Here is a 25745-nt window from a genome sequence, read left to right as displayed (position 1 = left end):
GGTGGCGGGCTCAGGACGGGTGGCGGGCGACCAGGCAGAACGGGTGGCCGGCCGGGTCGGTGCAGACCGTCCAGCGCTCGTGCCGGTCCTTGGCCTCGGCGCCGAGGGCGACCGCCCCGGCCTCGGCGGCGGCGAGGTCGTCGACCTCGATGTCGAGGTGCAGCTGCTGCGGATGGGCGGGGTCGGGCCAGATCGGCGGGCGGTAGTCCTCGACCCGCTGGAAGGCGAGCACCCGGCCGTCGGGCAGGTGCACGGTGGACCAGTCCTCGTCCAGCGACCAGCGCGGGTCGGGCCGGTCGGCCTCGCCGCCGAGCAGGGCGGCGTAGAACTGGGCCAGGCCCGCCGGGTAGTGGCAGTCCAGCACCACGCACTGCAGTGTGCCGATCATCGTGTTCCCCGTTCCGCTCGTGGTGGCCCCCGCCTCCCAGCATGGCGCACCGGCGCGGCGGGTGGCGGTTCATCCGGCGGGGGGGGTGCCCACGGGCCGTCGGGTGGCGTGCCGGTGCGGCGACGGGAACCGGTCCGCTGCCGCACGAGGGCGTACCGGCAAGGGAGTTCGGGGCGACGCGGACCCGCCGCTCCCGGGCCCCCGTTCTCCGTCCTGCGTCCTGCGTCCTCCGCTCCGCCCGGCTCAGAGGTCGAGGTCGCCGCCGGGGAGGTGGCGGGTGGGGACGTCGGGGAGGGTGTGGCGGAGCAGGGGGCGAGCGTCGCGGGGGGGTGGGCGGGGTGGGGCCCGGGCCGATGGCGAGGACGCCGGGGAGCCGGGCGTCGCCGGTCCGGCCGAGCGCGTCCAACCGGGCGGCGAACCGGTCGAGTTCGGGCAGCAGCGGGGTGCCGAGGGCGGCGCCGGGCGCGTCCGCGTCCGGGGCGCCACCGGAACGGGCGTGCCAGAGCGCGGCGTTCGGGCCGAGGCCGTTCTCCACCACGGCCGCGTGCATCCGGTGGGTGTCGGTCCGCACGTGGTGCGGCCGGACCCACTTGGCCGCCCGCCGCCCGAACCCGGCCCGGTCGAACCCGGCCGCGGTGCGGACCACGTAGCCCTCCTGGCGCTCCGGGTCGGGCTTCAGCGCGCGGATCGCCCGCTCGTCGTACCGGCCGCGCCGCAGCACCCGGGGCGTCGGCGCGCCGAGGCGGCGCAGGAAGCGGACGGTGGCGTCCCGGTCCGGGCAGCGGTCCTCGGCCGTCCAGACCGAGAAGCCGTAGAACCAGCCGTCCAGGTCGGTGCAGGCCGGCGAGTGCCGGGCGTGCAGGTTCTCCCCGCAGATCCGCCGGCCCGCCGGGACGCGCGGGGCGATCCGGCCCTGGAGCCCCTTCATCCAGGCCCGGGACGGGTGGTGCCCGGAGTCGGGCGAGCGGGCGTGCACCCCGTCCGCGTACAGCACGGTGTTCTCGCCGTCGAGCTTCTCGGTGACCACCACCTCGGCCCCGGCCGGCGAACTTGCCCGGACGCACGGCAGGGGCGCGCGGAGTGCCTCCGCGCGCCCCTGCCGGTACGGCCGTCAGACCGTCAGACCGTCAGACCGCGGCTGACCAGGTCGATCAGCGCGAAGACGAACAGCGAGATGCCCACGAAGCCGTTGGTGGAGAAGAACGCCCGGTTCAGCCGGGACAGGTCGTGCGGCTTGACGATGGTGTGCTCGTAGACGAACGCGCCGGCCACCACCGCGAGTCCGCACCAGAAGAACGCGCCCGCGTCGGTCAGCACCGCGTACCAGGCCAGCAGGGCGGTGGTGAGGGCGTGGCAGACCCGGGCGCCGGTGATCGCGGCGGGGACGCCGAAGCGGGCCGGGACGGAGCGGACGCCCGTGCCGCGGTCGGCCGCGACGTCCTGGCAGGCGTAGATCAGGTCGAAGCCGCCGATCCAGATGCCGACCGCGAGGCCGAGCACCACCGCCTCCCAGGACCAGCTGCCGGTGACGGCCAGCCAGGCGCCGATCGGGCCCATCGCCTGGGCCAGGCCCAGGATCGCCTGCGGGAAGTCGGTGAACCGCTTGCCGTACGGGTAGACCACCATCGGGACGACGGCGACCGGCGCCAGCAGCAGGCAGAGCGGGTTGAGCAGCGCCGCCGAGCCGAGGAAGACCACCAGGGCGATCGCCGAGCCGATGTACGCGGTGCGCAGCGAGACCGCGCCGGTGACGAGTTCGCGGTTGGCGGTGCGCGGGTTCCGGGCGTCGATCTCGCGGTCGATGATCCGGTTGGCGGCCATCGCGAAGGTGCGCAGGCCGACCATGCAGACGGTGACCAGCAGCAGTTCGCCCCAGTGCACCGACTTGTCGGCGAGGAACATCGCGGTCAGCGCGGCGGTGTAGGCGAAGGGCAGCGCGAAGACCGAGTGCTCGATGGCGACCAGGCGCAGGAAGGCCCTGGTCCGGCTCGGCGGAGCCTCGAAAGCGGCAGTGGTCACAGTCCGCACTCCGGCTGACCCCCGCGGGTGCGGGGAAGGTCTTCCTGTACCTGGTCCGTGTTCGGCAGGCTGTCGGTTCTCACAGTCCGTACTCCTTCCAGCGGCGGGTGACCCGGGCGGCGGTCTCCGGGTCGGAGGCGACCATCTCGGGCCAGCCGCCGTCGCGGGTGTAGCCCTCCTCGGGGAGCTTGCGGGTGGCGTCGATGCCCGCCTTGCCGCCCCAGAACTGCTGGTAGGAGGCGTGGTCGAGGTGGTCGACCGGGCCCTCGACGACCGAGAGGTCCCGGCTGTAGTCGACGTTGCCCAGGGCCCGCCAGGCGACCTCCTGGTAGTCGTGGACGTCGCAGTCGGCGTCCACCACGACGATCAGCTTGGTGAGCGACATCATGTGGGCGCCCCAGATGGCGTGCATGACCTTCTGCGCGTGCTTCGGGTACTTCTTGTCGATCGAGACGATCACGCAGTTGTGGAAGCCGCCGGCCTCGGGCAGGTCGTAGTCGACGATGTCCGGGATGATCACCTTGAGCAGCGGCAGGAAGAAGCGCTCGGTGAACTTGCCGAGCGGCCCGTCCTCGGTGGGCGGCCGGCCGACCACGATGGACTGCAGGACCGGGCGGCGGCGCATCGTCACGCAGTCGATGGTCAGCGCCGGGAACGGCTCCTGCGGGGTGTAGAAGCCGGTGTGGTCGCCGAACGGGCCCTCGGGGAGCAGCTCGCCGGGCTCCAGCCAGCCCTCCAGCACCACCTCGGCGTCGGCCGGGACCTGGAGCGGGACGGTCTTGCAGTCGACCATCCGGACCCGCTCCCCCGCGACGAACCCGGCGAACAGGTACTCGTCGATGTCGCCGGGCAGCGGCGCGGTGGCGGCGTAGGTGACCGCGGGCGGGCAGCCGAAGGCGATCGCCACCGGCAGCTTCTCGCCGCGCCGGGCGGCCACCGCGGCGTGGTTGCGGCTGTCCTTGTGGATCTGCCAGTGCATGCCGATGGTGCGCCGGTCGTGCCGCTGGAGCCGGTACAGGCCGAGGTTGCGGACGCCGGAGTCCGGGTCCTTGGTGTGGGTGAGGCCGAGGTTGAAGAAGGAGCCGCCGTCCAGCGGCCAGGTGAACAGCGCGGGCAGCGCCTCCAGGTCGACGTCCTCGCCGGTGAGCACCACCTCGTGGACGGGCGCGTCGGCGGACTTCACGTTCCGCGGCGGGACGTGCGCCATCGAGGCGAGCTTGCCGAACGCCTCCCGGAAGCCGGTGAAGCCCTGCGGCAGTTCGGGCTTGAGCAGGCCGCCGATCTTCTCGGCGATGTCGTCGGGCGACTTCAGGCCGAGCGCCTTGGACAGCCGCCGCTCGGTGCCGAAGACGTTCATGGCCAGCGGCATCGCCGAGCCCTTGACGTTCTCGAAGAGCAGCGCGGGGCCCTTGGCCTTCTGCACCCGGTCGACGATCTCGCCGACCTCCAGGTGGGGGTCGACCTCGACCTTGATCCGTTTCAGGTCGCCTTCCCGCTCCAGCGCCCGGAGGAAGGAACGGAGATCGTCGTATGCCATACCTGTCAGTATCCGGTACGGGCTACCCTTGGCCCGCCAAGGGTCCTGTCCGAACCTGCTCCGGAGTTCTGCGCTGTGCTGAGAGTCGTGCCCGTGGTCGCGCTGCTGGCCCTGTGGGTCTGGGCGTTCATCGACTGCCTGACCACCCCCGAGGACGAGGTCCGCCACCTGCCGAAGGTGGTGTGGGTGATCGTCGTGCTGCTCTTCCCGCTGGTCGGCTCGATCGCCTGGCTGGTGGCCGGCCGCGACCGCGCCCGCCGCCGGGCGTCCTGGCCGTCCGGCCCGGCCGCCGGGTCCCCCTCGTACGGGAGCGCCGGGCGTCCGCTCGCCCCGGACGACGACCCGGAGTTCCTGGCCTCGCTGAAGCGCGGCAACGAGCGGCACGAGGACATGCTCAAGCAGTGGGAGGCGGACCTGCGCCGCCGCGAGGAGGAGCTGCGCCGGGGCGAGGACCGCCCCGGGGACGGCGACCGCCCCAGGCCCTGATCCCGTCTTTTGGCGCATCCCTACCATCCGGACTTGATCCGGAGCCCGAGCACCCGGCCGCCGGCCCCCGTGCGCCCCTGTCGGCGCGCGGCGGACCGGCGGCCTTCGTGCGGTCCCGATCTCGCCGCTGACCTGCCGGTTCGACCCTCCGGCCACCCCCGTCCCCGGACCGGCCCCGGTACCCGTCCCGGACGGTCCGGCGGGAGGCCCGTGCGCCCCCTTCTGTCGGGCCTGTACAGCGATCGGCTCCCGACCTTGTACGGATTCGACGCCGAAAGCCGGGCGCACTGACTCGTACTGTCGTAGCAGTAGAGGTGTTCGCTGCCCCACGCGAGCTTGGAGTGGTTCGAAATGACGGTCCTGCACGATGCGCCGGTCGGCGGCGAGGCCACGGCCGATGCCCGTAGTCGGGTCGCCGAACTGCACGAGCTGCGCGAGCAGGTCCGCCGCGGCCCGAGCGAGAAGGCCACCGAGGCCCAGCACGCCAAGGGCAAGCTGACCGCCCGCGAGCGGATCGAGCTGCTGCTGGACGAGGGCTCCTTCCACGAGGTGGAGCCGCTGCGCCGGCACCGCGCCCAGGGCTTCGGCCTGGAGGCCCGCAAGCCGCACACCGACGGCGTGATCGTCGGCTGGGGCACCGTCCACGGCCGCACCGTCTTCACCTACGCCCACGACTTCCGGATCTTCGGCGGCGCGCTCGGCGAGGCCCACGCGCAGAAGATCCACAAGATCATGGACATGGCCATCGCGGCCGGCGCCCCGCTGGTCTCGCTCAACGACGGCGCCGGCGCCCGCATCCAGGAGGGCGTCACCGCGCTGGCCGGCTACGGCGGCATCTTCCAGCGCAACACCCGCGCCTCCGGCGTGATCCCGCAGATCTCCGTGATGCTCGGCCCGTGCGCCGGCGGCGCGGCCTACAGCCCGGCGCTGACCGACTTCGTGTTCATGGTCCGCGAGACCTCGCAGATGTTCATCACCGGCCCGGACGTGGTCCAGGCCGTCACCGGCGAGAAGATCACCCAGAACGGCCTGGGCGGCGCCGACGTCCACTCCTCGGTCTCCGGCGTCTCGCACTTCGTCTACGACGACGAGCAGTCCTGCATCGAGGAGGTCCGCTACCTCCTGTCGCTGCTGCCGCAGAACAACCGCGAGATGCCGCCGTCGGTCGCCAACGACGACCCGGTCGAGCGCCGCAACGACTCGCTGCTCGACCTCGTCCCCGCCGACGGCAACCGCCCGTACGACATGCGCAAGGTCATCGAGGAGATCGTCGACCACGGCGAGTACCTGGAGGTCCACGAGCGCTGGGCCACCAACGTGATCTGCGCGCTGGCCCGCGTCGACGGCCACGTGGTCGGCATCATCGCCAACCAGCCGCAGTCGCTGGCCGGCGTCCTGGACATCAACGCCTCCGAGAAGTCCGCGCGCTTCGTCCAGATGTGCGACGCGTTCAACGTCCCGCTGGTCACCATGCTCGACGTGCCCGGCTTCCTGCCCGGCGTCGACCAGGAGCACGACGGCATCATCCGGCACGGCGCCAAGCTGCTGTACGCGTACTGCAACGCCACCGTCCCGCGGATCCAGCTGATCCTGCGCAAGGCGTACGGCGGCGCGTACATCGTGATGGACTCCCGCTCCATCGGCGCCGACCTCTCCTTCGCCTGGCCCACCAACGAGATCGCCGTGATGGGCGCCGAGGGCGCCGCCAACGTCATCTTCCGCCGCGACATCAACGGGGCCGAGGACCCGGAGGCGATGCGCGCGCAGAAGATCAAGGAATACAAGAGCGAACTGATGCACCCGTACTACGCGGCCGAGCGCGGCCTCGTCGACGACGTCATCGACCCGGCCGAGACCCGCGCCGTGCTCGCCTCCTCGCTCGCCATGCTCCGCACCAAGCACGCCGACCTGCCCAGCCGCAAGCACGGCAACCCGCCGATGTAACGGGCGGTCAAGCGCGCCGAAACCTTTCAGAATCAAGCTTGGGGGAGAACAGGAACCATGAGCGAACCTCTCGTCCGCATCGTCCGCGGCTCGCTGAACGCCGAGGAACTGGCCGCGCTGACCGCGGTCCTGGCCGCCCGGGCCGCGGTGGCCGCCGCCACCGCCGCCGCCCCGGCCGTCGAGCCGATCGCCACCTGGTCGCGCGTCGAGCGCCGCCCGGCCTACTTCTCCCCGGTCAGCTGGCAGCAGGCCGCGTGAGGCACGACGAGGGGCCCGGAGGACCGGCGGGACGCACCCGCCCGGTCCTCCGGGCCCCTCGTCGTCGCTACGCGGCCGCCAGCGCGGGCGGGCGGCCGGCGTGCATGGTGGTCAGGTTGGCCGCCAGCCGCTGCGGGTCCTGGGCGAGCCAGAGCCGGACGGCGGCCCCCAGCATGATGCAGGAGGAGCCGAGCCGGACGCCGGTGGACTGGGCGATCCGGGCGGTGGCGATGGTGAGCAGGTCGGCCAGCTCGGTGGGGAGCCAGACGGTGAGCGCGCAGGGCGCCGGGGTGGTGATGGCGGCGAGCAGCCGGTAGGCGTCCGCCGCGCAGTGCAGCGTGGGCAGGACGTCCAGCAGCCCGTCGGCGACGACTTCGGAGACGTCGCTGTGATGGCCCTGGGCGAGCCGTCGCAGCAGCGTGCGTTCCGCTGCGGTGATTCGGACGGTCATGATGACCTCGTCGCACTCCATGGTGCGGCCCTCCTCGCGGCTTTGTGGTGCGTGGTTGGGGGTGGGGCGGACGGGCGTCAGACGCCGGCGTAGGAGTGCTTGCCGGTGATGAAGATGTTGACGCCGTAGAAGTTGAACAGCCAGCAGGCGAAGGCGAGCAGGGCCAGGTAGGCGGCCTTGCGCCCGCGCCAGCCGGCGGTGGCCCGGGCGTGCAGGTAGGCGGCGTAGGCGACCCAGGTGATGAACGACCAGGTCTCCTTCGGGTCCCACTCCCAGTACTTGCCCCAGGCGGCCTCGGCCCAGATCGCGCCCGCGATGATGGTGAACGTCCAGAGCGGGAAGATCACCGCGTTGATCCGGTAGGAGAGCTTGTCCAGGGTGCCGGAGGCGGGCAGCCGCTCCATCAGGCTGGCGGCGCGGACGGTGAGGCCGGCCGCGACCCGGTGCTCGTAGCGGTCCTTGAGCAGGTAGGTGGCGGTGGCGACGAACGCGGCGAAGAACGCGCCGCCGCAGATCGTCGCGGTGGAGACGTGGATGCCGAGCCAGTAGGAGTGCAGGGCGGGGACGAGCTGCTCGGAGTCGGTGTAGAGCACGCTGACCGCGATGCCCAGGATCAGCAGCGCGACGACGGTCACCGGCAGGCCGAGCCAGCGGACGTTCTTCCCGGCGACGAGCAGGATGACGTACGCGCCGACCATCATCAGGGCGAAGGCGCACGAGAACTCGTACATGTTGCCCCACGGCCAGCGCATCACGGACAGGCCGCGGGTGATCACGCTGCCGGCGTGCAGGAGCAGGCCGAGGACGGTCAGCGAGACCGCGATCCGGCCGGCCAGGTCGGCCTTCTCGCTGGTGCCGGCCGGGCCGGTGCCGTCGGCGGGGACGTCGTCGCCGCGGCCGCTGGTGACCGTGGTGGCGCCGGCGTCGGCGAGGGCGGTGCGGGTGAGGGTGGTGGTGCCCCCGCCCTGGGCCGCGACCGTGACGGTGACCTTGCGCACGCCCTTGGCCGCGTCCGCGGCCTCGGCGACCGTCTCGGCGAGGGTGCTCTGCTGCGCGGAGCGGACGGCGACGCCGCCCTTGGCGCCGAACGTCCACTCGAAGATCTGGGCGAACATGGCCAGGGTGTAGACCGTCATCGCCGAGTAGATGAGGTAGTTGGAGAGGTTGGCCAACTGGGTGTCGACCTGCGCGAGCAGCACCGTCTACTCCTTGGTTTCCGGGGCGGTGGGAACGGCAGCGGCCGGGGAGTCGGCTGCGGCGGGTGCGTGGTCTTCGGGGCGGTCGGAACGGTCGGGGCGGTCGGAGCCGTCCGGGCGGTCGGAGCCGTCCGGTTCGGCCGGCCGGGTCGGCTCGTCGGTCGCCGGGGCGTCCTCCTGGAGGTCGACGGCGAGTTCGGCGAGCTCCTCCGCGGTGCGGGCGGACTCGCTGCGGCCCAGCCCGGCGACCTCGACCAGGGTGCGGCCGTCGGCGCCGGCGGTGGCCCGGACCCAGATCCGGCGGCGCTGGATGAACAGCGAGCCGATCAGGCCGAGGACCGCGCCGACCGCGCCGAGCAGCGCGAGCGTGTTGCCGGGGCGGTGCGAGACGGTGAAGTTGGCCCACTGCTGGTAGCCGTCGAAGGTCAGGGTGCCGTAGCCGTCGGGCAGCTCCCAGCCCTCGCCGACCTTGAGGATCGCGGTGGCGGGCGCGCCGTTGACCTGGAGCTGGGTCATCGCCTTGTCGTCGAGCTCGTACACGTTCTGCGGCAGGCCGCTGTCGGTGCGCAGGTCGCCGGCGTAGACGTTGAGCACCAGGCGGGGGTCGGCGGCGGCCGGGAAGACCGAGATCGGGCCGGTGCCGGTGAAGTCGGCCGCCGCGGTGGGCAGGAAGAAGCCCTTGAAGGCGAGCTGGGTCTTGTCGCCCCGGGCGTCGGTGCCGTAGTCGTTGACCTTGATCACGCCGGGCGAGGTGACGTTGGAGTCCCGGGGCAGGAACGGCGTCGGGCCGCGGTAGACGACCTCGTTCTTCGCGTTCCGGACGGTGACCACCGGGGCGAAGCCGTGCGCGGTCAGGAAGACCTTGGAACCGCCCACCTCCAGCGGGTGGTTGACCTCGATCCGGGCGTTCTTCTGCTTGCCGGAGTCGGTGCCGTCCCAGTAGCGGACGTTGGCGACGAACTCCTTGGCGGTGCCGGCCGCCGGGCCCTGGGTCTGGTAGTCGGCGGTGAAGCCGTCCAGTTTGAAGCCGAAGGCGTCCAGGTCGTCGACGCCGTAGAACGCCGAGCCGGTGAAGTCGTCGAGCTGGGTGGTGGTGTTGGAGTAGCCCTGGCCCTCCAGCACGATCTTGGTGCCGGAGCCGCTGAACAGGCTGGCCCAGGCGAAACCGGCCAGCAGGGCGAACAGCGCGAAGTGGAACAGCAGGTTGCCGACCTCGCGCAGGTAGCCCTTCTCGGCGGCCACCGAGCCGGGGCCGGCGGCGGCCCGGAAGCCGCGCTTGCGCAGCAGCCGGTGCGCGGCGGCGTTGACCGCCGCCGGGGCGGCGTCGGTGTGCCAGGCCGCGTAGACCGGCATCCGGGTCAGGTTGCGCGGGGCGGCGGGCGGCTGGGCGCGCAGCACGCCGACGAACTGCCAGGTGCGCGGCAGGATGCAGCCGGCCAGCGAGACGAACAGCAGGATGTAGATCGCCGAGAACCACACCGAGCTGTACACGTCGAACAGTTGGAGCTTCTCGAAGAGCGGCGCCACGCCCTTGTGGGTGTTCTTCCACTCCGCGACCTTGAACGCGTTGGTGTTCTGCGGCACCAGCGAGCCGGGGATGGCCGCCAGCGAGAGCAGGAACAGCAGCAGCAGGGCGACCCGCATCGAGGTCAGCTGGCGCCAGAACCAGCGCAGCCAGCCGAGCACGCCCATGCCGACCGGGGCGGTGTCGTTCTCCTCGGGCGCGGTGCTGAGCCGTTCGACGTCGGGGTCCTGCGCGGCGTCGGCCGGCTGGGGGCTGGTCTTGGTGTCGCTCACGGTCAGATTCCGATCGAGAAGTCCTGGGTGAGGTACTGGAGCTGGTTGACCAGCGCGTCCCACACCCCCGTCACCAGGGCCAGGCCGACGGCGACGAGCATGCCGCCGCCGATCCGCATCACCCACTGGTAGTGCTGCTTGACCCACCCGAAGGCGCCCAGCGCCTTGCGGAACGCCAGGGCGGCCAGGACGAACGGTACGCCGAGGCCGAGGCAGTAGACGGCCATCAGCAGTGCGCCGCGCCCGGCGTCGGCGTCGGCCTGGCTGAGGGCCAGCGCCTGGATGGCGCCCATGGTCGGGCCGATGCACGGCGTCCAGCCGAGGCCGAACACCACGCCGAGCAGCGGGGCGCCGGCCAGGCCGATCGCCGGGCGGCGGTGCGAGCGCAGTTCGCGCACCGTGAAGCCGGGCAGCAGGCCCATGAAGGCCAGGCCCATCAGCACGGTGAGCGCGCCCATCACGATCGAGATGACCCGCCGGTGCTCCTGCAGGGACTGGCCGAAGGAGCCGAACAGCGCGCCGCCGGAGACGAACACCGCGGCGAAGCCGAGCACGAACAGCAGCGAGCCCCCCAGCATCCGGCCGCGCCGGGCGCCCCGGGCGTCGGAGAGGTCGGCGGCGGAGAAGCCGGTGACGTAGCTGAGGTAGCCGGGCACCAGCGGCAGCACGCACGGCGAGAAGAACGAGACCAGCCCGGCGGCCAGCGCGATCGGCAGCGCGAGCACCAGCGCGCCGCTGCCGACCGTCTCGTTGTACCCGGCGTCCGCAGCCGCCAGCAGGGCGCTCACTTCGACTCCGCCAGCACCGGGTCGACCATCTTCTGCAGGTCCTCGGCGGACATCGCGCGCATCGCCCGGGCGGCCAGCCGCCCGTCCCGGTCGACCACGATGGTGGTCGGGATGGACTGCGGGTTGAGGCTGCCCTTGGGGAACTTGAGGATCTCGGCGCCGTCCGGGTCGTAGATGCTCGGGTAGGTCACCCCGAAGTTCTTCTCGAACGCGACGGCGTTGGCGGGGTCGGTGTCCCGGGTGTTGATGCCGAGGAACTGGACCTGGTCGCCGTACTTCTCGCTGGTCTCCTGGAGGCCCTTGGCCTCGGCCCGGCAGGGGCTGCACCAGGAGCCCCAGATGTTGAGGACGACCACCTTGCCGCGGTAGTCGGAGAGCTTGAGGGCGCCGCCGCCGTCCAGCGAGGTGCCGGTGACGTCGGGCGCGGCGACCCGCTTGGCGGGGGCGGCGGTGGCGACGCCGCCCTTGCCGGTGACGAAGCCGACCCCGCCGCCGCTGCTGCCGGAGCTGGAGCACCCGGCGAGGGCCAGGGCGGTGGCCGCGCCGAGGGCGGCGGTGAGGCGGAGGCGGCGGCTGGACGTCCGTGACATGTGAAAAGTTTCGCATGGCTCTTCGGCCCGTTTTAGGGGGGTCCGGCCTTGTCGGCCGGACCCCTCGTGACCTGCGCGTTCTCCGCTTATGATCGTCTTAATTCGGGCATATCACCGGCCGCCGCCGCTTACCCCGCGGGGAGCGGCGCGGGCGCCGCCCGCGCCGGCCGCGGGCCGGTGCGGGCTACGCGCCGAAGCTCTTCCCGACCGGCTTGTCGCCCTTCTTGCCCTTGCCCACCAGGTGGGCCGGCAGCAGGTCCCGGGCCGGCTCGCGGTAGCCGATCGAGACGATCCGGTCGCCCTCGTAGGTGAAGCTGGTCAGCGAGGCCAGCGAGCACTGCCGGCGGCGCGGGTCGTGCCACAGCCGGCGGCGCTCCGCGAACGAGCGCAGGATCCAGATCGGCAGCTGGTGGCTGACGCACACCGCCTCGTGCCCGCGCGCGGCGTCCCGGGCCGCCGCGAGGGCGCCCATCATCCGGACCGCCTGGTCGATGTACGGCTCGCCCCAGGACGGCTGGAACGGGTTGGTCAGGTACTTCCAGTACCCGGGGTTGCGCAGCGAGCCGTCGCCGACGCCGAAGGTCTTGCCCTCGAAGACGTTCTCCGCCTCGATCAGCCGCGGGTCGGCCGCCACCTGGAGGCCGTGCGCCTTGGCGATCGGCTCGGCGGTCTCCTGCGCCCGCTCCAGCGGCGAGGCCACCACGTACGTGACGTCCCGGTCCTTCAGGTGCTCGGCGACCCGCTCGGCCATCTCCCGGCCCAGGTCGGAGAGGTGGTAGTCGGGCAGGCGGCCGTAGAGCACGCCCTCCGGGTTGTGCACCTCGCCGTGCCGCATCACGTGGACGACGGTGATGTCCTTCTTGTCAGTCACTTGGGCTCCTCGGTGGCCTCGGCGGCGGCGCGGGCGGCCGCGGGCAGGGCGGCGGCGATCCGCTCGACCGCGCGCTCGTCGTGCGCGGCCGAGACGAACCAGGACTCGAAGGCCGACGGCGGCAGGTAGACGCCCTGGCTCAGCATCGAGTGGAAGAACGGGTTGAAGCGGAACGCCTGCTGGGCGCGCGCCTCGTCGTAGTTCGTGACCTGCTGCTCGGTGAAGAAGACCGAGAACATGTTGCCCGCGGTCTGCAGCCGGTGCGCCACGCCCTCCTTGGCGAGCGCCGCGGTGACCAGGCCGGAGACCTCGGCGGCGACCGCGTCGACCTTCGCGTACACCTCGTCGGTGCAGTGCCGCAGCTGGGTCAGGCCCGCGGCGGTGGCGACCGGGTTCCCGGAGAGCGTGCCCGCCTGGTAGACCGGGCCGGCCGGGGCGAGGTGCGCCATCACGTCGGCGCGACCGCCGAAGGCCGCGGCGGGGAAGCCGCCGCCCATCACCTTGCCGAAGGTCAGCAGGTCCGGCGCCCAGCCCTCCCGGGCGGCCTCCAGCCCGTACCAGCCGGCCTTGGAGACCCGGAAGCCGGTCATCACCTCGTCGGAGACGAACAGCGCGCCGTCGGCCCGGCAGAGCTCGGCCAGGCCGTGGTTGAAGCCGGGCAGCGGCGGGACGACGCCCATGTTGCCGGGCGAGGCCTCGGTGATCACGCAGGCGATCTCGCCGGGATGGGCGGCGAACGCGGCGCGCACCGCGTCCAGGTCGTTGTACGGCAGCACGATGGTGTCGCCGGCCTGGGCGCCGGTCACGCCGGGGGTGTCGGGCAGGCCGAAGGTGGCGACGCCGGAGCCGGCCGCGGCCAGCAGGGCGTCCACGTGGCCGTGGTAGCAGCCGGCGAACTTGACCACCTTGGCGCGGCCAGTGAAGCCGCGGGCCAGCCGGATCGCCGACATGGTCGCCTCGGTGCCGCTGGAGACCAGCCGGACCTGCTCGACCGGGGCGATCCGGGAGACGATCTCCTCCGCCAGCTCCACCTCGCCCTGCCCGGGCGTCCCGAACGAGGTGCCGAGGGCCACCGCCCGCCGGACCGCCTCGACCACCGCCGGGTGGGCATGGCCGAGCAGCATCGGGCCCCAGGAGCAGACCAGGTCCACGTACTCGCGGCCGTCGGCGTCGGTCAGGTACGGGCCGGTGCCGGACACCATGAAGCGGGGCGTGCCGCCGACCGCGCGGAAGGCCCGCACCGGCGAGTTGACCCCGCCGGGGGTGACGGCCAGGGCGCGGTCGAACAGCGACTGGGACTGGGGGGCTTCGTACGGGTAGCTCATCTGCTCGCTCATCCGTTGGGTGCTGGGAGCGGCCGGGAACCGCCCTTACCCGCACATGGTCTCAAATCGTGTCCTGGCGTTCTGCATGTCGGGCCCGATCATCTGGAACGATGATCCGTGTGCTGCTCCCCTCACCGGCTGTGCCGAAGGTAAGGTCGAGTGACGCGCGCTCGTGTAGCACGCCAAACAGACGGGTAAGGGGCATGTTCGGAGGGACACCGAGCATGCGGGGGTCTGTCGATTCCGGCGAGTTCCGGTGAGGATGGTCCAGTGTCCGAGAGGCAGGACGGTTTCGACGAGGGCGCGGGCCACGGCCGCAGGCCCGGCGAGACCGGCGGGGGTACGGGTACCGGCAGGGGAAGGAGGGGCGAGGGCAGAGTGGGGGTCACCTACAAGTACTTCGGCGCTCCGGACCGTGCGACCGCCGCCAGGGTTCCCACCGCCCTCGGCCCCGGCGGCCTCGGGCTCGACGCCGGGGAGCTCGGCGCCCTCGGCCGGCTCGGCGACCTGATGGAGACCAGCGGCTCCGTCAACGGCCACCTCTCCACCAAGATCAAGCCCGAGACCATGAGCGCGATGGTCCTCACCGGCATCCAGGGCGTGCCGCTGCACCACGTCCCACCGCTCGAACTGGTCGTCCTGCACCCCGACTACGCGGTGGTCCAACTCCCGCACACCGTCGTGGAACCGCTCCGCAAGGCCGACGAGACCGAGCTCGGCGCCGCCGCCTTCATCTGGTCCACCGTCCCCGACCGCCGCGGCCCGCGGGACGCCTTCGTCATCTACCAGATGCTCCACGAGTGGCAGGACTTCGCCAGCCGCCTGCACGAGGCCGGCCACCAGCTCTACTGCCTGGTCTGGCCCTGACCCTCAGGGCACCGGCCGGTAGCCGACGCCGCGCACCGTCTCGATGACGCAGCGGGCCCGGGCCGCCGGTCCGGGCGCTCCAGGGCGCTGAACTCCGTTGCGGTCAGCCGCAGTCGGGCCTTCCCGACGCCGCACCCCCGGGCCGCCACCGTTCGACCGGTGCTGCCGGGCGCCGCTCCGGAACGGTGGACGGGCGCGGTGGTTTTCCACAGACCTGTGGACAACTGTTCGGGTTTTCCACCGGCGGTGGCGGGCGGGTCGTTCAGGCGTCGAAGTCGTACTCCAGGATGTAGGAGGCCGAGTCGAGCACCATCTCGTTGACCTCCACCGCCTGGCCGTCCTCGGCGAAGGCGATCCGGTGCACCAGGAAGACGGGGGTGCCGGGGGCCAGGGCCAGGCGTTCGGCCTCGTCGCCGGCGGGCATCCGGGAGCGGATCTGCTCCTGGAAGTGCACCGGCTTGTGGCCGAGTTCGGCGAGCCGGGCGTAGGTGCCGCCGGGGCCGGTGTCCGGGTCGGTGATCCGGGTGCCGGCGACCAGGGCGGCGGGGAGGTAGGAGTCGGAGACCAGCACCGGCTTGCCGTCCAGGACGAAGCGGCGGCTGCGCACGCAGGCCGGTTCGCCGCCCTTGAGGCCGAGCACGGCGGCGATCTGCTCGGGCGCCTTCCGCTCGGTGACGCTCAGCTGGTCCACCGTCAGTTCGCGGGCCGCTATGTCGGCCGACCAGACCGAGGCGCCGCCGCCCCAGGTGCGGCCGGACAGCCGCTGGATGCCGCGCCGCCTTATCGGCCGGAACTCCCGGACGAAGACGCCGACACCGCGGCGGGCCTCCGCTATCCCCTCGCCCTGGAGCACCCCGAGCGCCTGACGGGCCGTCATCCTGGCCACGCCGTACGTCGCCATCAGGTCGTTCTCGCCGGGGAGCCGGTCGCCGGGGCGGTAGCGGCCGGTGTCGATCTCGCGCTTGAGGTCCTCGGCGATCCGCTGGTACTTGGGCTGCGTGACGCGCGGGTGACTGTTCATGGCGGCGGACTTCCTTCCCCTCTCTAGACATCCTACGCAGGGCCGGGACCCTGACGCATTGACATCTCTAGAGATTTCAGCTTGTCTAGAGATGTTGGGATCTGACATACCCTCATATCGGCTGCCGAGTCTCCGCCCATCGGGCGAAACCGCGTGAGGAGCCCGCCATGTCCGTCCACCGTCGATGGTTCTCACTGCCCCGCGAGCCCGCCACCGTCGCCGCCGGACGCCGCCGGGTCCGCGACCTCCTCACCACCTGGAACACCCCGCTCGACGAGGACACCCGCTTCACCCTCGACCTCGTCACCTCCGAACTCCTCGGCAACGCCGTCCGCCACGCCACCGGCCCCGCCGTCACCGTCGGCGTGCACGCCGACCCGCTGCACCACCGCGCCGTCATCGAGGTCTACGACTCCTCCCCCGTCCTCCCCGGCCTCGCCCCCGGCCGCCCCGCCGACGACGAGGAGTCCGGGCGCGGCCTGCTGCTGATCGCCGAACTCGCCCTCGCGCACGGGGTGGTGCGCAAGCGCGGCGGCAAGTGGGTCTGGGCCGAGATCGCCCTCCCGGGCGCGGCCTCCCGCCCGGCCGGGGGCACCGCCGACGGCGCGCCGCGCCCGGCGCCGTCCGGCAAGATCGCGCCCTGGGCGATGACCTGCCAGTGAACCCGGCGGGCCCGGCGAGCCCGGTGCACCCGGTGCACGGGGCGTCAGGCCGTCAGCGCGCGGTGCAGCTCCTCGGTGCCGCGGCCCAGTGACCGCGCCGCCAGCCAGGCCGCCGCGCCCGCGCCGTTCCCGGCGGGGCGGAGCGGGGCGTCCGGCCAGCGGGCGGCGAGCAGCGGGCGGAGCCGGGCGGCCAGCGGCGTCGGGGTGCTGAGCAGCCCGCCGGCCAGCACGATCGGGAGGGCGCAACCGCGGGCGCGGAGCAGGCCGAGCGTGTCGAGCAGGTGGTCGGCGGCCCGGGCGACCAGGGTGAGGGCCGTCGGGTCGCCCGCCCCGGCCCGCTCCAGGACGACGGGGGCGAGCCGGGCCAGCCGGGTCGGGGCCTGCCCGTGGACGGCGGTGATCAGCGCCGAACGGAGGTCGTCGCCCGAGCCGCCCAGGCCCTCCCGGCCTTCCGGGCCGACCGGGCCGACCGGGCCGGTCAGCGCCCCGGCGACCGCCGCGGCCAGGCCGGTGAGCGGCTCGTCCCGGTCGATGGCGGTCAGGGTGGCGGAGACGGCCTCGCGGCCGAGCCAGACGCCCGAGCCCCGGTCGCCCAGCAACCAGCCGTGCCCGTCCGCGGTGCGGGTCAGCTCGTGGCCGCGGACCTCGGCGGCCATCCCGCCCGTCCCGCTGAGCACCACGTTCCCGTCCGGCGCGGAGGTGCCCGCGGCGTGCGCCAGCAGGACGTCGCTGACCAGCACGGGGTGCGCGCCCAGCCCGAGCGCGTCCCACAGCCCGCCGAACGCGGGCCGCGCCACCAGTCCGCCCGCCAGCCCGATCACCCCCGCCGCCACCCGCCCCGGGTCCAGCCCGGCCAGCGCGGCCCGCACGGTGTCCCCGATCTCCTTCGCCGCGACCTCCGGCCCGTGCGCGACCGGGTTCCCCCCGGCCCCGCGGGCGGCACCCAGCACCCGCCCGTCCAGGTCGGCGACCAGCACCCGGGTACTGGTGCCCCCGACGTCCAACCCCAACACCAGCCGCGCACCGGCCACCGCGCACCTCCAGGCAGATCGACGGCTCACATGCTCCCACCTGCGGCCCGGCCGCGTTCCCGGCCCCCGGGGGCGGGTAATCCGGTTGACCCGGCGGCCAGGACGAAGGGGTGGGAGAGACACCGAAGAGGCAGGTCAGGGCCCGCTACGACGAGGAGACGGTGACGGTCCACCAGGCGTTCCGGCCGGAGATCGCGGAGCCCGCCGCCGCGGCGGGGCGGTTCCCGGCGGCGTTCGACACCGGGCGGACGACGTGGGTGAAGCCGTCGTTCCGCTGGCTGCTGCACCGCAGCGACTGGGCCCGCGCCGGGGGCCAGGAGCGGGTGCTGGGGGTGGTGATCCGCCGGGAGGGGTTCGACGCCGCGCTGGCGGCGGCGGTGCTGAGCTCGTACCGGCGCGGGGTGCACGCCTCGAAGGCGCAGTGGCAGCGGGAGCTGCGGCGCGGCGCGGCCCGGGTGCAGTGGGACCCGGAGCGGGACCTGCACCTGCGGCCGCTGGACCACCGCTCGCTCCAGCTCGGGCTGGGCGGGGAGCTGGTGCGGCGGTACGTCGGGGAGTGGCTGGTGCGGATCGAGGACCTGACGCCGCTGGTCCGGGAGTTGCACGCGACGCGGGACGCGGGGCTGCTGCCGCCGGAGCGGCCGTACCCGGTGGCTCCGGGTACGGCCGTCCGGCTGGGCATGCCCTGAGGGGCTTGCTGAGGGGCTTGCTGAGGGGCTTGCTGCGGGGCTCGCTGAGGGCCCGTCAGCCGTGCAGGTAGACGATGCCGAGCTTGGTGAGCTGCCAGTGCTGGGCGGCGGAGCCGTTGTCGGCGGCGAGCTGGACCAGGTGGTTGCCCTGGGCGTCGGTCTGGGTGGTGGCGGTGGCGAGCTTGGTCGGGTCCTGGGAGTCGGCGAGCTTGTAGCTGCCGTCGCCGACGGGCTGGAGCAGCCAGTGCTGGTTGCCGCCGCCGTTGCAGCGCCACTGCTCGATCTTGGCGCCGGGGGCGGTGGAGGCGCCGGCCACGTCGAGGCACATGTCGCGGTTGCCGCTGAAGTCGAGCTCGTAGGAGCCGCCGGCCTTGGCCTCGAACACGAAGGACTGGTTGAGCCCGCCGGTGGCCGGATAGGTGAGTGCGGTGCGGCCGTTGGTGGAGTCGCCGTAGCTGCCGCCGCCGGACAGGTCGAGCGCCCGGCCGTCGGACTGGTTGGTGAGCTGGTACCAGGCGCCGTCCTCGGGGGTGTCGGGGAACGGCTTGCCGGGGGTGAGCGGGGTGATCGAGGTGGTGTTCTGCTGGTCGAGCGAGCAGAACGCCTGGCCGAGCGCGGCCTGCTGGTAGAACTGCCGCAGGCAGGCGGCCTCGGCGGCGTACCCGGCGACCCGCAGGTGGTACGACTGGCGGACGTTGTTCATGCACAGGCCGGGGATGGAGATCGGGCTGTCGCAGCCGTTGCGGGTCTTCTCGGACAGGTCGATCACGTCGCCGTTGGTGTACTCGTACGGCGAGCTGGTCCACTCGGCGCAGACCTCGTGGCCGAAGGCGACCCGGCGCTGGTCGAGGTAGCGCACGCCGGGGACGCCGGCGGCGGCTTCGCGCAGGGCGTCGCTGAGGGTGGGGACGACCCAGTTGTGGCCCCAGGCGAGGTCCTCGGGGAAGGCCGGGCAGCCGTCGGCGACCTTGCCGGCGTAGTCGTTGCGCCGGATGTCGGGGGTGATCGGGTTGAAGTACGACTGGTAGACCAGCTGGTACGAGTCGTCCGCGTAGCCGGCCGCCCGCATGGTGTTGCGGACGCTGGTGAGCGCGGCGGTCACCTTGGGCTTGACGCCGGCGGCGCGGCGGGTGATCTCGGCGCTGCCGATGGTGTCCCGGCAGCCCTGGGACTGCGGGATCGGGAAGTACTGGGCGAGGCAGTCCATCATGATGTTCGCGAACTCGAAGTCGTCGTTCGCGCCGATCGTGACGACCACCATCTTGACGTCGTACTGGCGTGCGGTCGCGGCGAGTTGGACGTCCTGCTTGGGTTCGCCGAAGTCGCCGCTGCCGGGGCCGGTGATCTTCGCCAGCTCGGGGTCGCTGACCAGGTCGCCGGTCTGCGCGCCGGAGCAGGCCAGGTCGACCGGGGTGACGCCGGGCAGTTGGGTCACGAATATCTCGGACCTGGTGGAGCGGTGGCAGTAGTTGGTGGGGGTGTCGGTGCCGGGGACGTAGTCGTCGCCGGTGTCGGTGCCGGCGCCTTCGCCGGAGATCGCGCTGTCGCCGAGCGCGACGATCGCGGCGGGCTTGCCCGGGTTCCCGGACGCGGCACTGGCGTCGGCGGTGCCGAGCCCGGCGCCGAGGCCGAGGGCGGCGAGCAGGGCGGCGGTGGCGAGCAGCGCGGGCGGGCGGCGGCGGGCGGCCCTCCCGAGGGGTGTCCTGGACACTCATGACTCCTTGCGAGGGTGGGGGATCGCCCGGCGGCTGCCGGGCGGCGCGGAGCACGGGGACCGGGCGGGGGCCCGGAGAACATGAGGCAGGCTCACATGCTAGGTACTGACAGGTAACACAACAAGACTCGCGACAGCATGACGACGCGTCAGCGACCGCGCCCGGCACCGCGTCCGGCACCGCTCCGGGCGCGGACCCGGGCCCGGAAAAGCGGACGAGCCGCCGCCCGCACCCCGCCAGGAGGGTGTGGACGGCGGCTCGGCCGACGGGCCGTGCGTCAGCCGACGTTGGCGCAGGAGTTGCCGAACGCCGGGTTCAGGGCGCCGATGACGTCGATCGAGTTGCCGCACAGGTTGACCGGGATGTGCACCGGCACCTGGATCTCGTTGCCGGAGGCGACACCGGGGGAACCGGCGGCGACACCCTCGGCGCCGCTGCTCGCCATGGCGGAGCCCGCACCGGCGGCGACGATGCCCACGACAGCGGCGCCGACGGCGGCGGCCTTCTTGATGCTCATTGAGTCTCCTCGATAAATCAGATCTTCCAATTGCCGCGCCGGGGGCTGCCGAAGGAAGCACACGGGACGTGCACCAGGCCAACGAAGCCACCCCGGGGCAGTTGCGGACGCCCCCGAACAATCACCCACTCGGCCTAATCCGCGCATTCGGGTGATCGGGGAATCCGCCCGTTTCCCCGGCCGCGCCGGCTCGTTCTTCCTCACGAACACCGCTCCACAGGCAGCCCCGTGCCGCCCTGGACGCGCCGCCAAACGACCGCCCCCAGCCGTGAGTGGGCAGCCGTCGGCGCACCCCGACGCGGCACGCGTCGCCCAAGCCACGGGCGACACGAGGGTGTTGGGCCGCGTGAGTGACATTCACGGCGCATCCGGAAAACCGCGGGTGATGATGCGATCGCCCGGCACCCGACCATCCACAGTCGGGCAGAACGTGAGGAAGAAAGCTATGCGCAACTTCAAGAAGGCCGCGGTCCTGTCCGTCGCCGCCGCCGGTATGGTCCTCGGCTCGGCCGGTCTGGCCAACGCCTCGGCCGGTGCCGAGGGCGTCGCCGCGGGCTCCCCCGGCGTGCTCTCCGGCAACCTGATCCAGGTCCCGGTCCACGTCCCGGTCAACGTCTGCGGCAACACCGTGAACGTGATCGGCCTGCTGAACCCGGCGTTCGGCAACTCCTGCGCCAACGTCGGCTGAACTGCCTGACGCAGCGCCCGCGCCGCACCGCACGGTCCCGTGCGGTGCGGCGCACCAACTCCCTGTGTGATCTAGGAGATCAACCCCCATGCAGAACGTGAAGAAGGCCGCCGTCCTGTCGGCCGCCGCGGCCGGCCTGGTGCTCGGCTCGGCCGGTCTGGCCAACGCCTCGGCCGGTGCCGAGGGCGTCGCCGCCAACTCCCCCGGCGTGCTCTCCGGCAACGCCGTGCAGGTCCCGGTGCACGTCCCGGTGAACGTCTGCGGCAACTCGATCAACGTGATCGGCCTGCTGAACCCGGCGTTCGGCAACTCCTGCGCCAACGTGGACCTGCCGGCCGAGCACCACGAGCACCACGAGCACCACGAGCCGCCGGTCGACGAAGACTGCTGACCAGCCCCCGCTGATCGGCAACCCCGTGCAGACCGCCCCTCGGCCCAGTGGCCGGGGGGCCGCGCGCGTTTCCCCTGGAGCACCGTTCCACTCACCCCGAAGGATTGGCCGATGACCCGGAAGACCACCGGCGCCGTGGCCGCGCTCGGCGCCGCCGTGCTGCTCGGCGGCGTCACCGCCCAGGCCTCGCACGCCGAGACCGAACCGCTCGGCGGGCTGCCCGCGCCCACCACCCACCTGCAGAACACCGACGCCCAGCAGGCCCTCGGCGGCACCACCGGTGCGCTCGGCTACGCGGTCGCCCCGCTGAAGGAGCTGCGGCTCGACCCGTGGGCCGGGTCCGGCGCGGACGTGCTGAACAACGGCGTCGCGGTCGTCCCCGACAACGGCGTCGCCCCGGTCGGCACCGCCCCGCTCACCGCCCCGCTGTCCGGCGGCGGCGGCGCGAAGGACCTCCCGCTGGCCGGCCCGCTGCTCGGCGCGCTGCCGGGCTGAGCCGGTACGCCGAGCACCCGGCACGCCGACCGGCGCGTGCGCCGACGGCCCGGGCCCCCGACGGGGCCCGGGCCGTTCGCGTGCCGCCGGGTCAGACCCGGCTCTGGTCCAGCGCGCCGGTGAGGGTGCCCACCGGGTCGGCCTGGTTCATCATCTCGCCGGTGGTGGCGGTGGTGGTGGCGGCCAGGTTCCGCACCGAGTCGGTGACCGAGAGCTGGTCCTGCTCGCCGCCGAGCGAGGCGCTCGCTCCCGGGACGGCCTGCACCGGCGCGGTCACCAGGTGCGGGTCGACCTTGTCCAGGCTCAGCGCGGCGTCGGTGATCTGCCCGCCCTGCCCCTCGACGAAGGAGACCGGCTGCCCCAGGCCCAGCGCCGGGCCGGCCAGGTTGAGCGGGGCGGCCGGGGCGTCCAGGCCGAGGGTGCCCAGCTCGGCGCCGCGGTCGGCCTCGGGCAGCGGCAGCGCCGCGGCCAGCGAGGGGCCCTCCTTGCCGCCGCCGATCGACGGCAGCACCTGGTCCGGGACCGGGTGGGTGCTGCTCTGGCCGTTGTCGGTGGAGGCCGACAGCGGCGAGGCCGGGATCGCGCCGTGGATCCCGCCGCCGTCCGGCAGCAGCGGGAGCGGGGAGGCGGCCGTGCTGAGCGGGATGCTGAACGGCACCTCCTGGCCGGCCGTGGCGTTCTCGATCGCGGCCACCTCGGCCGGGGTCTTCGGAGCCGCCTGGGCCACGCCCTGCGCCGCCGCCACGCCGGCGCCGACCGCCAGCAGCAGGGCGCCGGTCGCCCGCTTGGAGAGCTTCATGCTGTTCGCCGTTCGTTCGGGGAGTTCGGGAAATCGGTTCGAGTGCCCGGTGGGCACCCTGGCGAACGAGCCAGCTCCCCCGCGGATAGCGGGTGTTGACCGGAACGGCTGAATAGTCCGATCTCCGCATCGTCAACAATCCGACCGGCGCGCGGGTAAAACGGTGGCCAATGACGAATTTCCCGCAGACCCCGTAACTTTCCGTGCCGCCATTCTTTGATCCCGACGACGACGGGGCAGCACCCCTCGAACAGCATTTCAGAGAGGTATCTCCACCATGCTCAAGAAGACTTTCGCTACCGTCGGCCTGGCCGCCGCAGCGCTGGCCGCGGTGTCCACCCCCGCCGTCGCCATCGGCAACGCGGACGGTTCGGCCGGCTCGATCCAGGGCAACGGCGGCACCAACGCCACCGGCACCTGGGGCAACCACAGCCCGAACTTCCACTTCGCCGACAACCCGAACATCTGCCTCCCGGAGATCCACAACATCGGTGTCGCCGTGCTCGGCGTGGCCGTCCCGGTCGAGGTCGACGCGCTCAACAACCAGCCCAAGCAGACCTGCGTGGTCGGCCAGGGCACCCTCGGCAGCGGCGACGGCGGCGTCTCCCACCTGGTCGGCTGACCCACCGTCGCTGCCCCCGGCGCGGAGCCCCACGCTCCGCGCGGCACGACCCGCCCGGTCCGCTCCCCCGGCCCGGCGGTCAGGACCCGGCGCGAGCCACGCGCCGGGCCGCTGCTCCACTCCATCAGATCCGAAAAGGAATAACCCAATGATCAAGAAGGCTCTCGCCGCCGCCGGCGTCGCCGCCGCCGGTCTCGCCACGATCGCCTCCCCGGCGATGGCCATCGGCGACGCGGACGGCGCCGCCACCTCCATCCAGGGCAGCGGCGGCACCAACGCCACCGGCACCTCGGGCAACCACAGCCCGAACTTCCACACCCTGGACAACCCGAACCTCTGCCTCCCCGAGGTGCACAACATCGCCGTCGCCGTCATCGGCGTCGCGGTGCCGATCGAGGCCGACGTCCTGGACAACAAGCCGACGCAGACCTGCGTCGTCGGCCAGAACACCGTGGGCAGCGGCGACGGTGGCGTCAGCCACCTGATCGGCTGACCTTCCGGTCGCGACCGACCGCCGGGTCCGGGGGAGCGATCCCGCGGGCCCGGCGGTTCCATGTCTCCGGCCGCTCCCGGAAACCCGGCCGTCCGCGGCGCGATCGGGTGATCGGAGCGTCGGTGGGCGCGTGCAGCGCCGCTCCAGCCGCACCGCTGTGTTCCCGTAGAAACCACTCCCCCGACGCAGAGAGGAACCTCCCCATGAAGAGCAAGCTGGGCAAGGTCGTCGTCACCTCGGTCGCCGCCCTGGCGCTGGCCGGTATCGCCGCCCCCGCGTACGCGCACGTCGCCGTCGGCGGCGGCCAGGAAGGCGTGGCCAGCGCCGACGAGCCCTTCGTCGCCGGTCACTGGGCGGGCTTCGCCGAGACCTCCCACATCTTCACCGCAGGCGGCGGCTACGGCTGGGCCACCTCCACCGCCGTCGGCGGCGGCGAGGGCGGCATCGTCGCCATCCACTGACCCCGCGTCAGTGCCCCGGGGCGCGGCGGCCGTTCACGGCCGCCGCGCCCTTCGGCGTCCCCGCCGGGCCGGGTACGGAGGGGGAGGCGGTCGTGGAGGAGATTCCGACGCTGTTCGAGCGGGACGGCGCCTTCCGGGGGGTGGACCGCCCGCGCGCCGGGTGCGCCCGGGTGTTCGCCGGGGAGGGCGCGGCGCCCGGGGAGCCGGACGGCACGGACGTCCGACCGACCGTCCGCTCGGGGCAGCTGGTGCGGGTGGAGGGGCGCCGCGACCCGAGCGCCGCGCAGAAGCGGGCGGGCGTCGTCGACGGCCGGTACGCCGACACCGCCGAGGACGCCGCCGAGGACCGCTGGGTCCTGGCCGCCGCCCGGGGCGCCGACGCGTGCGGCCGGCCGGGCGGCGAGCACCCGGGCGAGGCGCTCGGCCCGCGGATCCAGGGCAACCCGCTGGAGCTGGACGGGCACCTGTGCCTGCCGTTCGACCGGGAGGCGCCGGTGCACGAGGGAGCGCCGCGCGACCACGCGGGGCCGCGGGCGTACCCGGCGGGGCCGGAGCGCCGGTTCGCGCCGGGCGCGCTCGCCGAGGGCGTCGTCTTCCACCACCCGGACGGGCGGCGCGCCGAGGTCGAGCGGAAGGGCTTCCCGGAGTCCGACCGCGCCCGGCGCGCCCCGCGCGCGGTCGGAGTCGCGCGGCCGGGTCAGCCCAGCATCCGGGCGGCCTCGACCGCCCAGTAGGTGAGGATCTGCTCGGCGCCGGCCCGGCGGATCGAGGTGAGTGTCTCCAGGACGGTCCGCTCGCGGTCGATCCAGCCGTTGGCCGCGGCGGCCTCGACCATCGCGTACTCGCCGGAGACCTGGTAGGCGGAGACCGGCACCGGGGAGGCGTCGGCGACCTGGCGCAGGATGTCCAGGTAGGCCATGGCGGGCTTGACCATCACCAGGTCGGCGCCCTCGGCGATGTCCTGCTCCAGCTCGCGCAGCGCCTCGCGGGCGTTGGCCGGGTCCTGCTGGTAGGTCTTGCGGTCGCCCTTGAGCGAGGAGCCGACGGCCTCCCGGAACGGGCCGAAGAACGCCGAGGCGTACTTGGCGGTGTAGGCGAGGATGCCGGTGTCCCGGTGGCCGGCCGCGTCCAGCGCCCTGCGGATCACCGCGACCTGACCGTCCATCATCCCGGACGGGCCGACCAGGTGGACGCCCGCGTCGGCCTGGACCACGGCCATCTCGGCGTAGCGCTCCAGGGTGGCGTCGTTGTCGACCGAGCCGTCCTCGGCGAGCACGCCGCAGTGGCCGTGGTCGGTGTACTCGTCCAGGCAGAGGTCGGACATCACGACCAGCTGGTCGCCGACCTCGGAGACCACGTCGCGGATGGCCAGCTGGAGGATGCCCCGGGGGTTGGTGCCCTCGGAGCCGACCGCGTCCTGCACCTCGGGGACGCCGAACAGCATGAGGCCGCCGATCCCGGCCTCGGCGGCCTCGACGGCGGCCCGGCGCAGGGTGTCCCGGGTGTGCTGGACGACGCCCGGCATCGAGGTGATCGGCTTCGGCTCGGTGATGCCCTCGCGGACGAACGCCGGGAGGATCAGCTCGGCCGGGTGCAGCCGGGTCTCGGCGACCAGGCGGCGCATCGCCGGGGTGGAGCGCAGTC

Annotated in this window: 29 protein-coding genes and 1 pseudogene; 13 read left to right on the top strand and 17 right to left on the bottom strand. The window is 73.2% G+C overall.

Annotation, left to right across the window (positions count from 1 at the left end):
* Nucleotides 1-10: 10 nt before the first annotated feature.
* The 4 genes and pseudogenes from ACIQVD_RS21310 to ACIQVD_RS21295 form a co-directional block, all read right to left on the bottom strand.
* Complete coding sequence (locus ACIQVD_RS21310) at nt 11-388, bottom strand: VOC family protein (RefSeq protein ID WP_100837748.1); 378 nt, start codon at nt 386-388, stop codon at nt 11-13.
* Nucleotides 389-743: 355 nt separating this feature from the next.
* Nucleotides 744-1457: pseudogene (locus ACIQVD_RS21305) on the bottom strand (RNA ligase family protein); the annotation flags it as partial.
* Between the two features lie 50 nt (nt 1458-1507).
* Nucleotides 1508-2407, bottom strand: coding sequence for a menaquinone biosynthesis prenyltransferase MqnP (mqnP, locus tag ACIQVD_RS21300; protein WP_400687407.1), 900 nt, complete (start codon nt 2405-2407; stop codon nt 1508-1510).
* Nucleotides 2408-2486: 79 nt separating this feature from the next.
* Nucleotides 2487-3944 (bottom strand): menaquinone biosynthesis decarboxylase, encoded by a 1458-nt coding sequence (locus ACIQVD_RS21295; RefSeq protein ID WP_400687409.1) that lies wholly within the window; start codon nt 3942-3944, stop codon nt 2487-2489.
* Nucleotides 3945-4019: 75 nt separating this feature from the next.
* Between ACIQVD_RS21295 and ACIQVD_RS21290 the strand changes: the two genes are divergently transcribed.
* The 3 genes from ACIQVD_RS21290 to ACIQVD_RS21280 all read left to right on the top strand — a co-directional run bounded on the left by ACIQVD_RS21290 (nt 4020) and on the right by ACIQVD_RS21280 (nt 6632).
* The gene (locus ACIQVD_RS21290) at nt 4020-4430 is read left to right on the top strand and encodes a PLD nuclease N-terminal domain-containing protein (protein ID WP_402291137.1); all 411 of its coding nucleotides are present in this window, start codon (nt 4020-4022) and stop codon (nt 4428-4430) included.
* A 351-nt stretch (nt 4431-4781) separates the two neighbouring features.
* Complete coding sequence (locus ACIQVD_RS21285; protein WP_400687413.1) at nt 4782-6374, top strand: acyl-CoA carboxylase subunit beta; 1593 nt, start codon at nt 4782-4784, stop codon at nt 6372-6374.
* A 57-nt stretch (nt 6375-6431) separates the two neighbouring features.
* The gene (locus ACIQVD_RS21280) at nt 6432-6632 is read left to right on the top strand and encodes an acyl-CoA carboxylase epsilon subunit (protein WP_100837743.1); all 201 of its coding nucleotides are present in this window, start codon (nt 6432-6434) and stop codon (nt 6630-6632) included.
* Nucleotides 6633-6699: 67 nt separating this feature from the next.
* On the opposite strand, the gene ACIQVD_RS21275 is transcribed toward ACIQVD_RS21280, so the two are convergent.
* The 7 genes from ACIQVD_RS21275 to hemL form a co-directional block, all read right to left on the bottom strand.
* Nucleotides 6700-7104, bottom strand: coding sequence for a hypothetical protein (locus ACIQVD_RS21275; RefSeq protein ID WP_111555989.1), 405 nt, complete (start codon nt 7102-7104; stop codon nt 6700-6702).
* Between the two features lie 56 nt (nt 7105-7160).
* Nucleotides 7161-8282 (bottom strand): c-type cytochrome biogenesis protein CcsB, encoded by a 1122-nt coding sequence (gene ccsB, locus ACIQVD_RS21270; protein WP_400687416.1) that lies wholly within the window; start codon nt 8280-8282, stop codon nt 7161-7163.
* Nucleotides 8283-8285: 3 nt separating this feature from the next.
* The gene (locus ACIQVD_RS21265) at nt 8286-10076 is read right to left on the bottom strand and encodes a cytochrome c biogenesis protein ResB (RefSeq protein ID WP_402291134.1); all 1791 of its coding nucleotides are present in this window, start codon (nt 10074-10076) and stop codon (nt 8286-8288) included.
* A 2-nt stretch (nt 10077-10078) separates the two neighbouring features.
* Nucleotides 10079-10864 carry a cytochrome c biogenesis CcdA family protein gene (locus tag ACIQVD_RS21260; protein ID WP_402291132.1) on the bottom strand — a complete coding sequence of 262 codons (786 nt, stop codon included), beginning with the start codon at nt 10862-10864 and terminating at the stop codon, nt 10079-10081.
* The gene (locus ACIQVD_RS21255; protein WP_400687422.1) at nt 10861-11454 is read right to left on the bottom strand and encodes a TlpA family protein disulfide reductase; all 594 of its coding nucleotides are present in this window, start codon (nt 11452-11454) and stop codon (nt 10861-10863) included. The genes ACIQVD_RS21260 and ACIQVD_RS21255 overlap by 4 nt, the downstream gene beginning before the upstream one ends.
* A gap of 184 nt (nt 11455-11638) precedes the next feature.
* On the bottom strand, nt 11639-12289 hold the full coding sequence (locus ACIQVD_RS21250; protein WP_400687599.1) for a histidine phosphatase family protein: 651 nt from the start codon (nt 12287-12289) through the stop codon (nt 11639-11641).
* Nucleotides 12290-12321: 32 nt separating this feature from the next.
* Nucleotides 12322-13662, bottom strand: coding sequence for a glutamate-1-semialdehyde 2,1-aminomutase (gene hemL, locus ACIQVD_RS21245; RefSeq protein WP_400687424.1), 1341 nt, complete (start codon nt 13660-13662; stop codon nt 12322-12324).
* 258 nt (nt 13663-13920) lie between these two features.
* Here hemL and ACIQVD_RS21240 point away from each other — a divergent pair, with 258 nt between their 5' ends.
* Complete coding sequence (locus ACIQVD_RS21240; RefSeq protein WP_282206015.1) at nt 13921-14517, top strand: hypothetical protein; 597 nt, start codon at nt 13921-13923, stop codon at nt 14515-14517.
* A gap of 262 nt (nt 14518-14779) precedes the next feature.
* On the opposite strand, the gene ACIQVD_RS21235 is transcribed toward ACIQVD_RS21240, so the two are convergent.
* Complete coding sequence (locus ACIQVD_RS21235) at nt 14780-15538, bottom strand: GntR family transcriptional regulator (protein ID WP_402291129.1); 759 nt, start codon at nt 15536-15538, stop codon at nt 14780-14782.
* Between the two features lie 167 nt (nt 15539-15705).
* On the opposite strand from ACIQVD_RS21235, the gene ACIQVD_RS21230 reads away from it, so the two are divergent.
* The gene (locus ACIQVD_RS21230; RefSeq protein ID WP_402291127.1) at nt 15706-16200 is read left to right on the top strand and encodes an ATP-binding protein; all 495 of its coding nucleotides are present in this window, start codon (nt 15706-15708) and stop codon (nt 16198-16200) included.
* A 44-nt stretch (nt 16201-16244) separates the two neighbouring features.
* On the opposite strand, the gene ACIQVD_RS21225 is transcribed toward ACIQVD_RS21230, so the two are convergent.
* Nucleotides 16245-17231 (bottom strand): N-acetylglucosamine kinase, encoded by a 987-nt coding sequence (locus ACIQVD_RS21225; protein ID WP_402291125.1) that lies wholly within the window; start codon nt 17229-17231, stop codon nt 16245-16247.
* Nucleotides 17232-17341: 110 nt separating this feature from the next.
* Between ACIQVD_RS21225 and ACIQVD_RS21220 the strand changes: the two genes are divergently transcribed.
* On the top strand, nt 17342-17920 hold the full coding sequence (locus ACIQVD_RS21220; protein WP_402291124.1) for a DUF4291 family protein: 579 nt from the start codon (nt 17342-17344) through the stop codon (nt 17918-17920).
* A 55-nt stretch (nt 17921-17975) separates the two neighbouring features.
* On the opposite strand, the gene ACIQVD_RS21215 is transcribed toward ACIQVD_RS21220, so the two are convergent.
* Nucleotides 17976-19631 carry an RICIN domain-containing protein gene (locus ACIQVD_RS21215; protein WP_402291122.1) on the bottom strand — a complete coding sequence of 552 codons (1656 nt, stop codon included), beginning with the start codon at nt 19629-19631 and terminating at the stop codon, nt 17976-17978.
* 281 nt (nt 19632-19912) lie between these two features.
* Nucleotides 19913-20152 (bottom strand): chaplin, encoded by a 240-nt coding sequence (locus tag ACIQVD_RS21210; RefSeq protein ID WP_030457840.1) that lies wholly within the window; start codon nt 20150-20152, stop codon nt 19913-19915.
* A gap of 445 nt (nt 20153-20597) precedes the next feature.
* Here ACIQVD_RS21210 and ACIQVD_RS21205 point away from each other — a divergent pair, with 445 nt between their 5' ends.
* The 3 genes from ACIQVD_RS21205 (at nt 20598) to ACIQVD_RS21195 (ending at nt 21726) form a co-directional block, all read left to right on the top strand.
* The gene (locus tag ACIQVD_RS21205; RefSeq protein WP_100837733.1) at nt 20598-20840 is read left to right on the top strand and encodes a chaplin; all 243 of its coding nucleotides are present in this window, start codon (nt 20598-20600) and stop codon (nt 20838-20840) included.
* 88 nt (nt 20841-20928) lie between these two features.
* Complete coding sequence (locus ACIQVD_RS21200) at nt 20929-21231, top strand: chaplin (RefSeq protein WP_100837732.1); 303 nt, start codon at nt 20929-20931, stop codon at nt 21229-21231.
* 111 nt (nt 21232-21342) lie between these two features.
* Entirely contained in the window at nt 21343-21726 is a 384-nt protein-coding gene (locus ACIQVD_RS21195) for a hypothetical protein (RefSeq protein WP_402291119.1), read from the top strand.
* A gap of 91 nt (nt 21727-21817) precedes the next feature.
* Here the strand turns inward: ACIQVD_RS21195 and ACIQVD_RS21190 are convergent, their stop codons facing one another.
* Nucleotides 21818-22525, bottom strand: a complete 708-nt coding sequence (locus tag ACIQVD_RS21190; RefSeq protein ID WP_400687437.1) for a hypothetical protein — start codon at nt 22523-22525, stop codon at nt 21818-21820.
* A 277-nt stretch (nt 22526-22802) separates the two neighbouring features.
* Here ACIQVD_RS21190 and ACIQVD_RS21185 point away from each other — a divergent pair, with 277 nt between their 5' ends.
* The 4 genes from ACIQVD_RS21185 to ACIQVD_RS21170 all read left to right on the top strand — a co-directional run bounded on the left by ACIQVD_RS21185 (nt 22803) and on the right by ACIQVD_RS21170 (nt 24835).
* A complete protein-coding gene (locus ACIQVD_RS21185; RefSeq protein WP_100837729.1) occupies nt 22803-23147 on the top strand; it encodes a rodlet layer protein in 345 nt (114 codons plus the stop codon).
* A 148-nt stretch (nt 23148-23295) separates the two neighbouring features.
* On the top strand, nt 23296-23640 hold the full coding sequence (locus ACIQVD_RS21180) for a rodlet layer protein (RefSeq protein ID WP_100837728.1): 345 nt from the start codon (nt 23296-23298) through the stop codon (nt 23638-23640).
* A 203-nt stretch (nt 23641-23843) separates the two neighbouring features.
* The gene (locus ACIQVD_RS21175) at nt 23844-24101 is read left to right on the top strand and encodes a hypothetical protein (RefSeq protein WP_400687439.1); all 258 of its coding nucleotides are present in this window, start codon (nt 23844-23846) and stop codon (nt 24099-24101) included.
* A 92-nt stretch (nt 24102-24193) separates the two neighbouring features.
* Entirely contained in the window at nt 24194-24835 is a 642-nt protein-coding gene (locus tag ACIQVD_RS21170; protein WP_402291116.1) for a hypothetical protein, read from the top strand.
* On the opposite strand, the gene hemB is transcribed toward ACIQVD_RS21170, so the two are convergent.
* The gene (gene hemB / locus ACIQVD_RS21165; RefSeq protein ID WP_400687601.1) at nt 24799-25725 is read right to left on the bottom strand and encodes a porphobilinogen synthase; all 927 of its coding nucleotides are present in this window, start codon (nt 25723-25725) and stop codon (nt 24799-24801) included. The genes ACIQVD_RS21170 and hemB overlap by 37 nt on opposite strands.
* Nucleotides 25726-25745: the final 20 nt, after the last annotated feature.

This window comes from Kitasatospora sp. NPDC090308 (assembly GCF_044769485.1).
GTDB lineage: Bacteria > Actinomycetota > Actinomycetes > Streptomycetales > Streptomycetaceae > Kitasatospora > Kitasatospora fiedleri.
The sequence above is the reverse complement of the archived record's forward strand: the minus strand, read 5'-3'. Positions and strand labels throughout refer to the sequence as shown.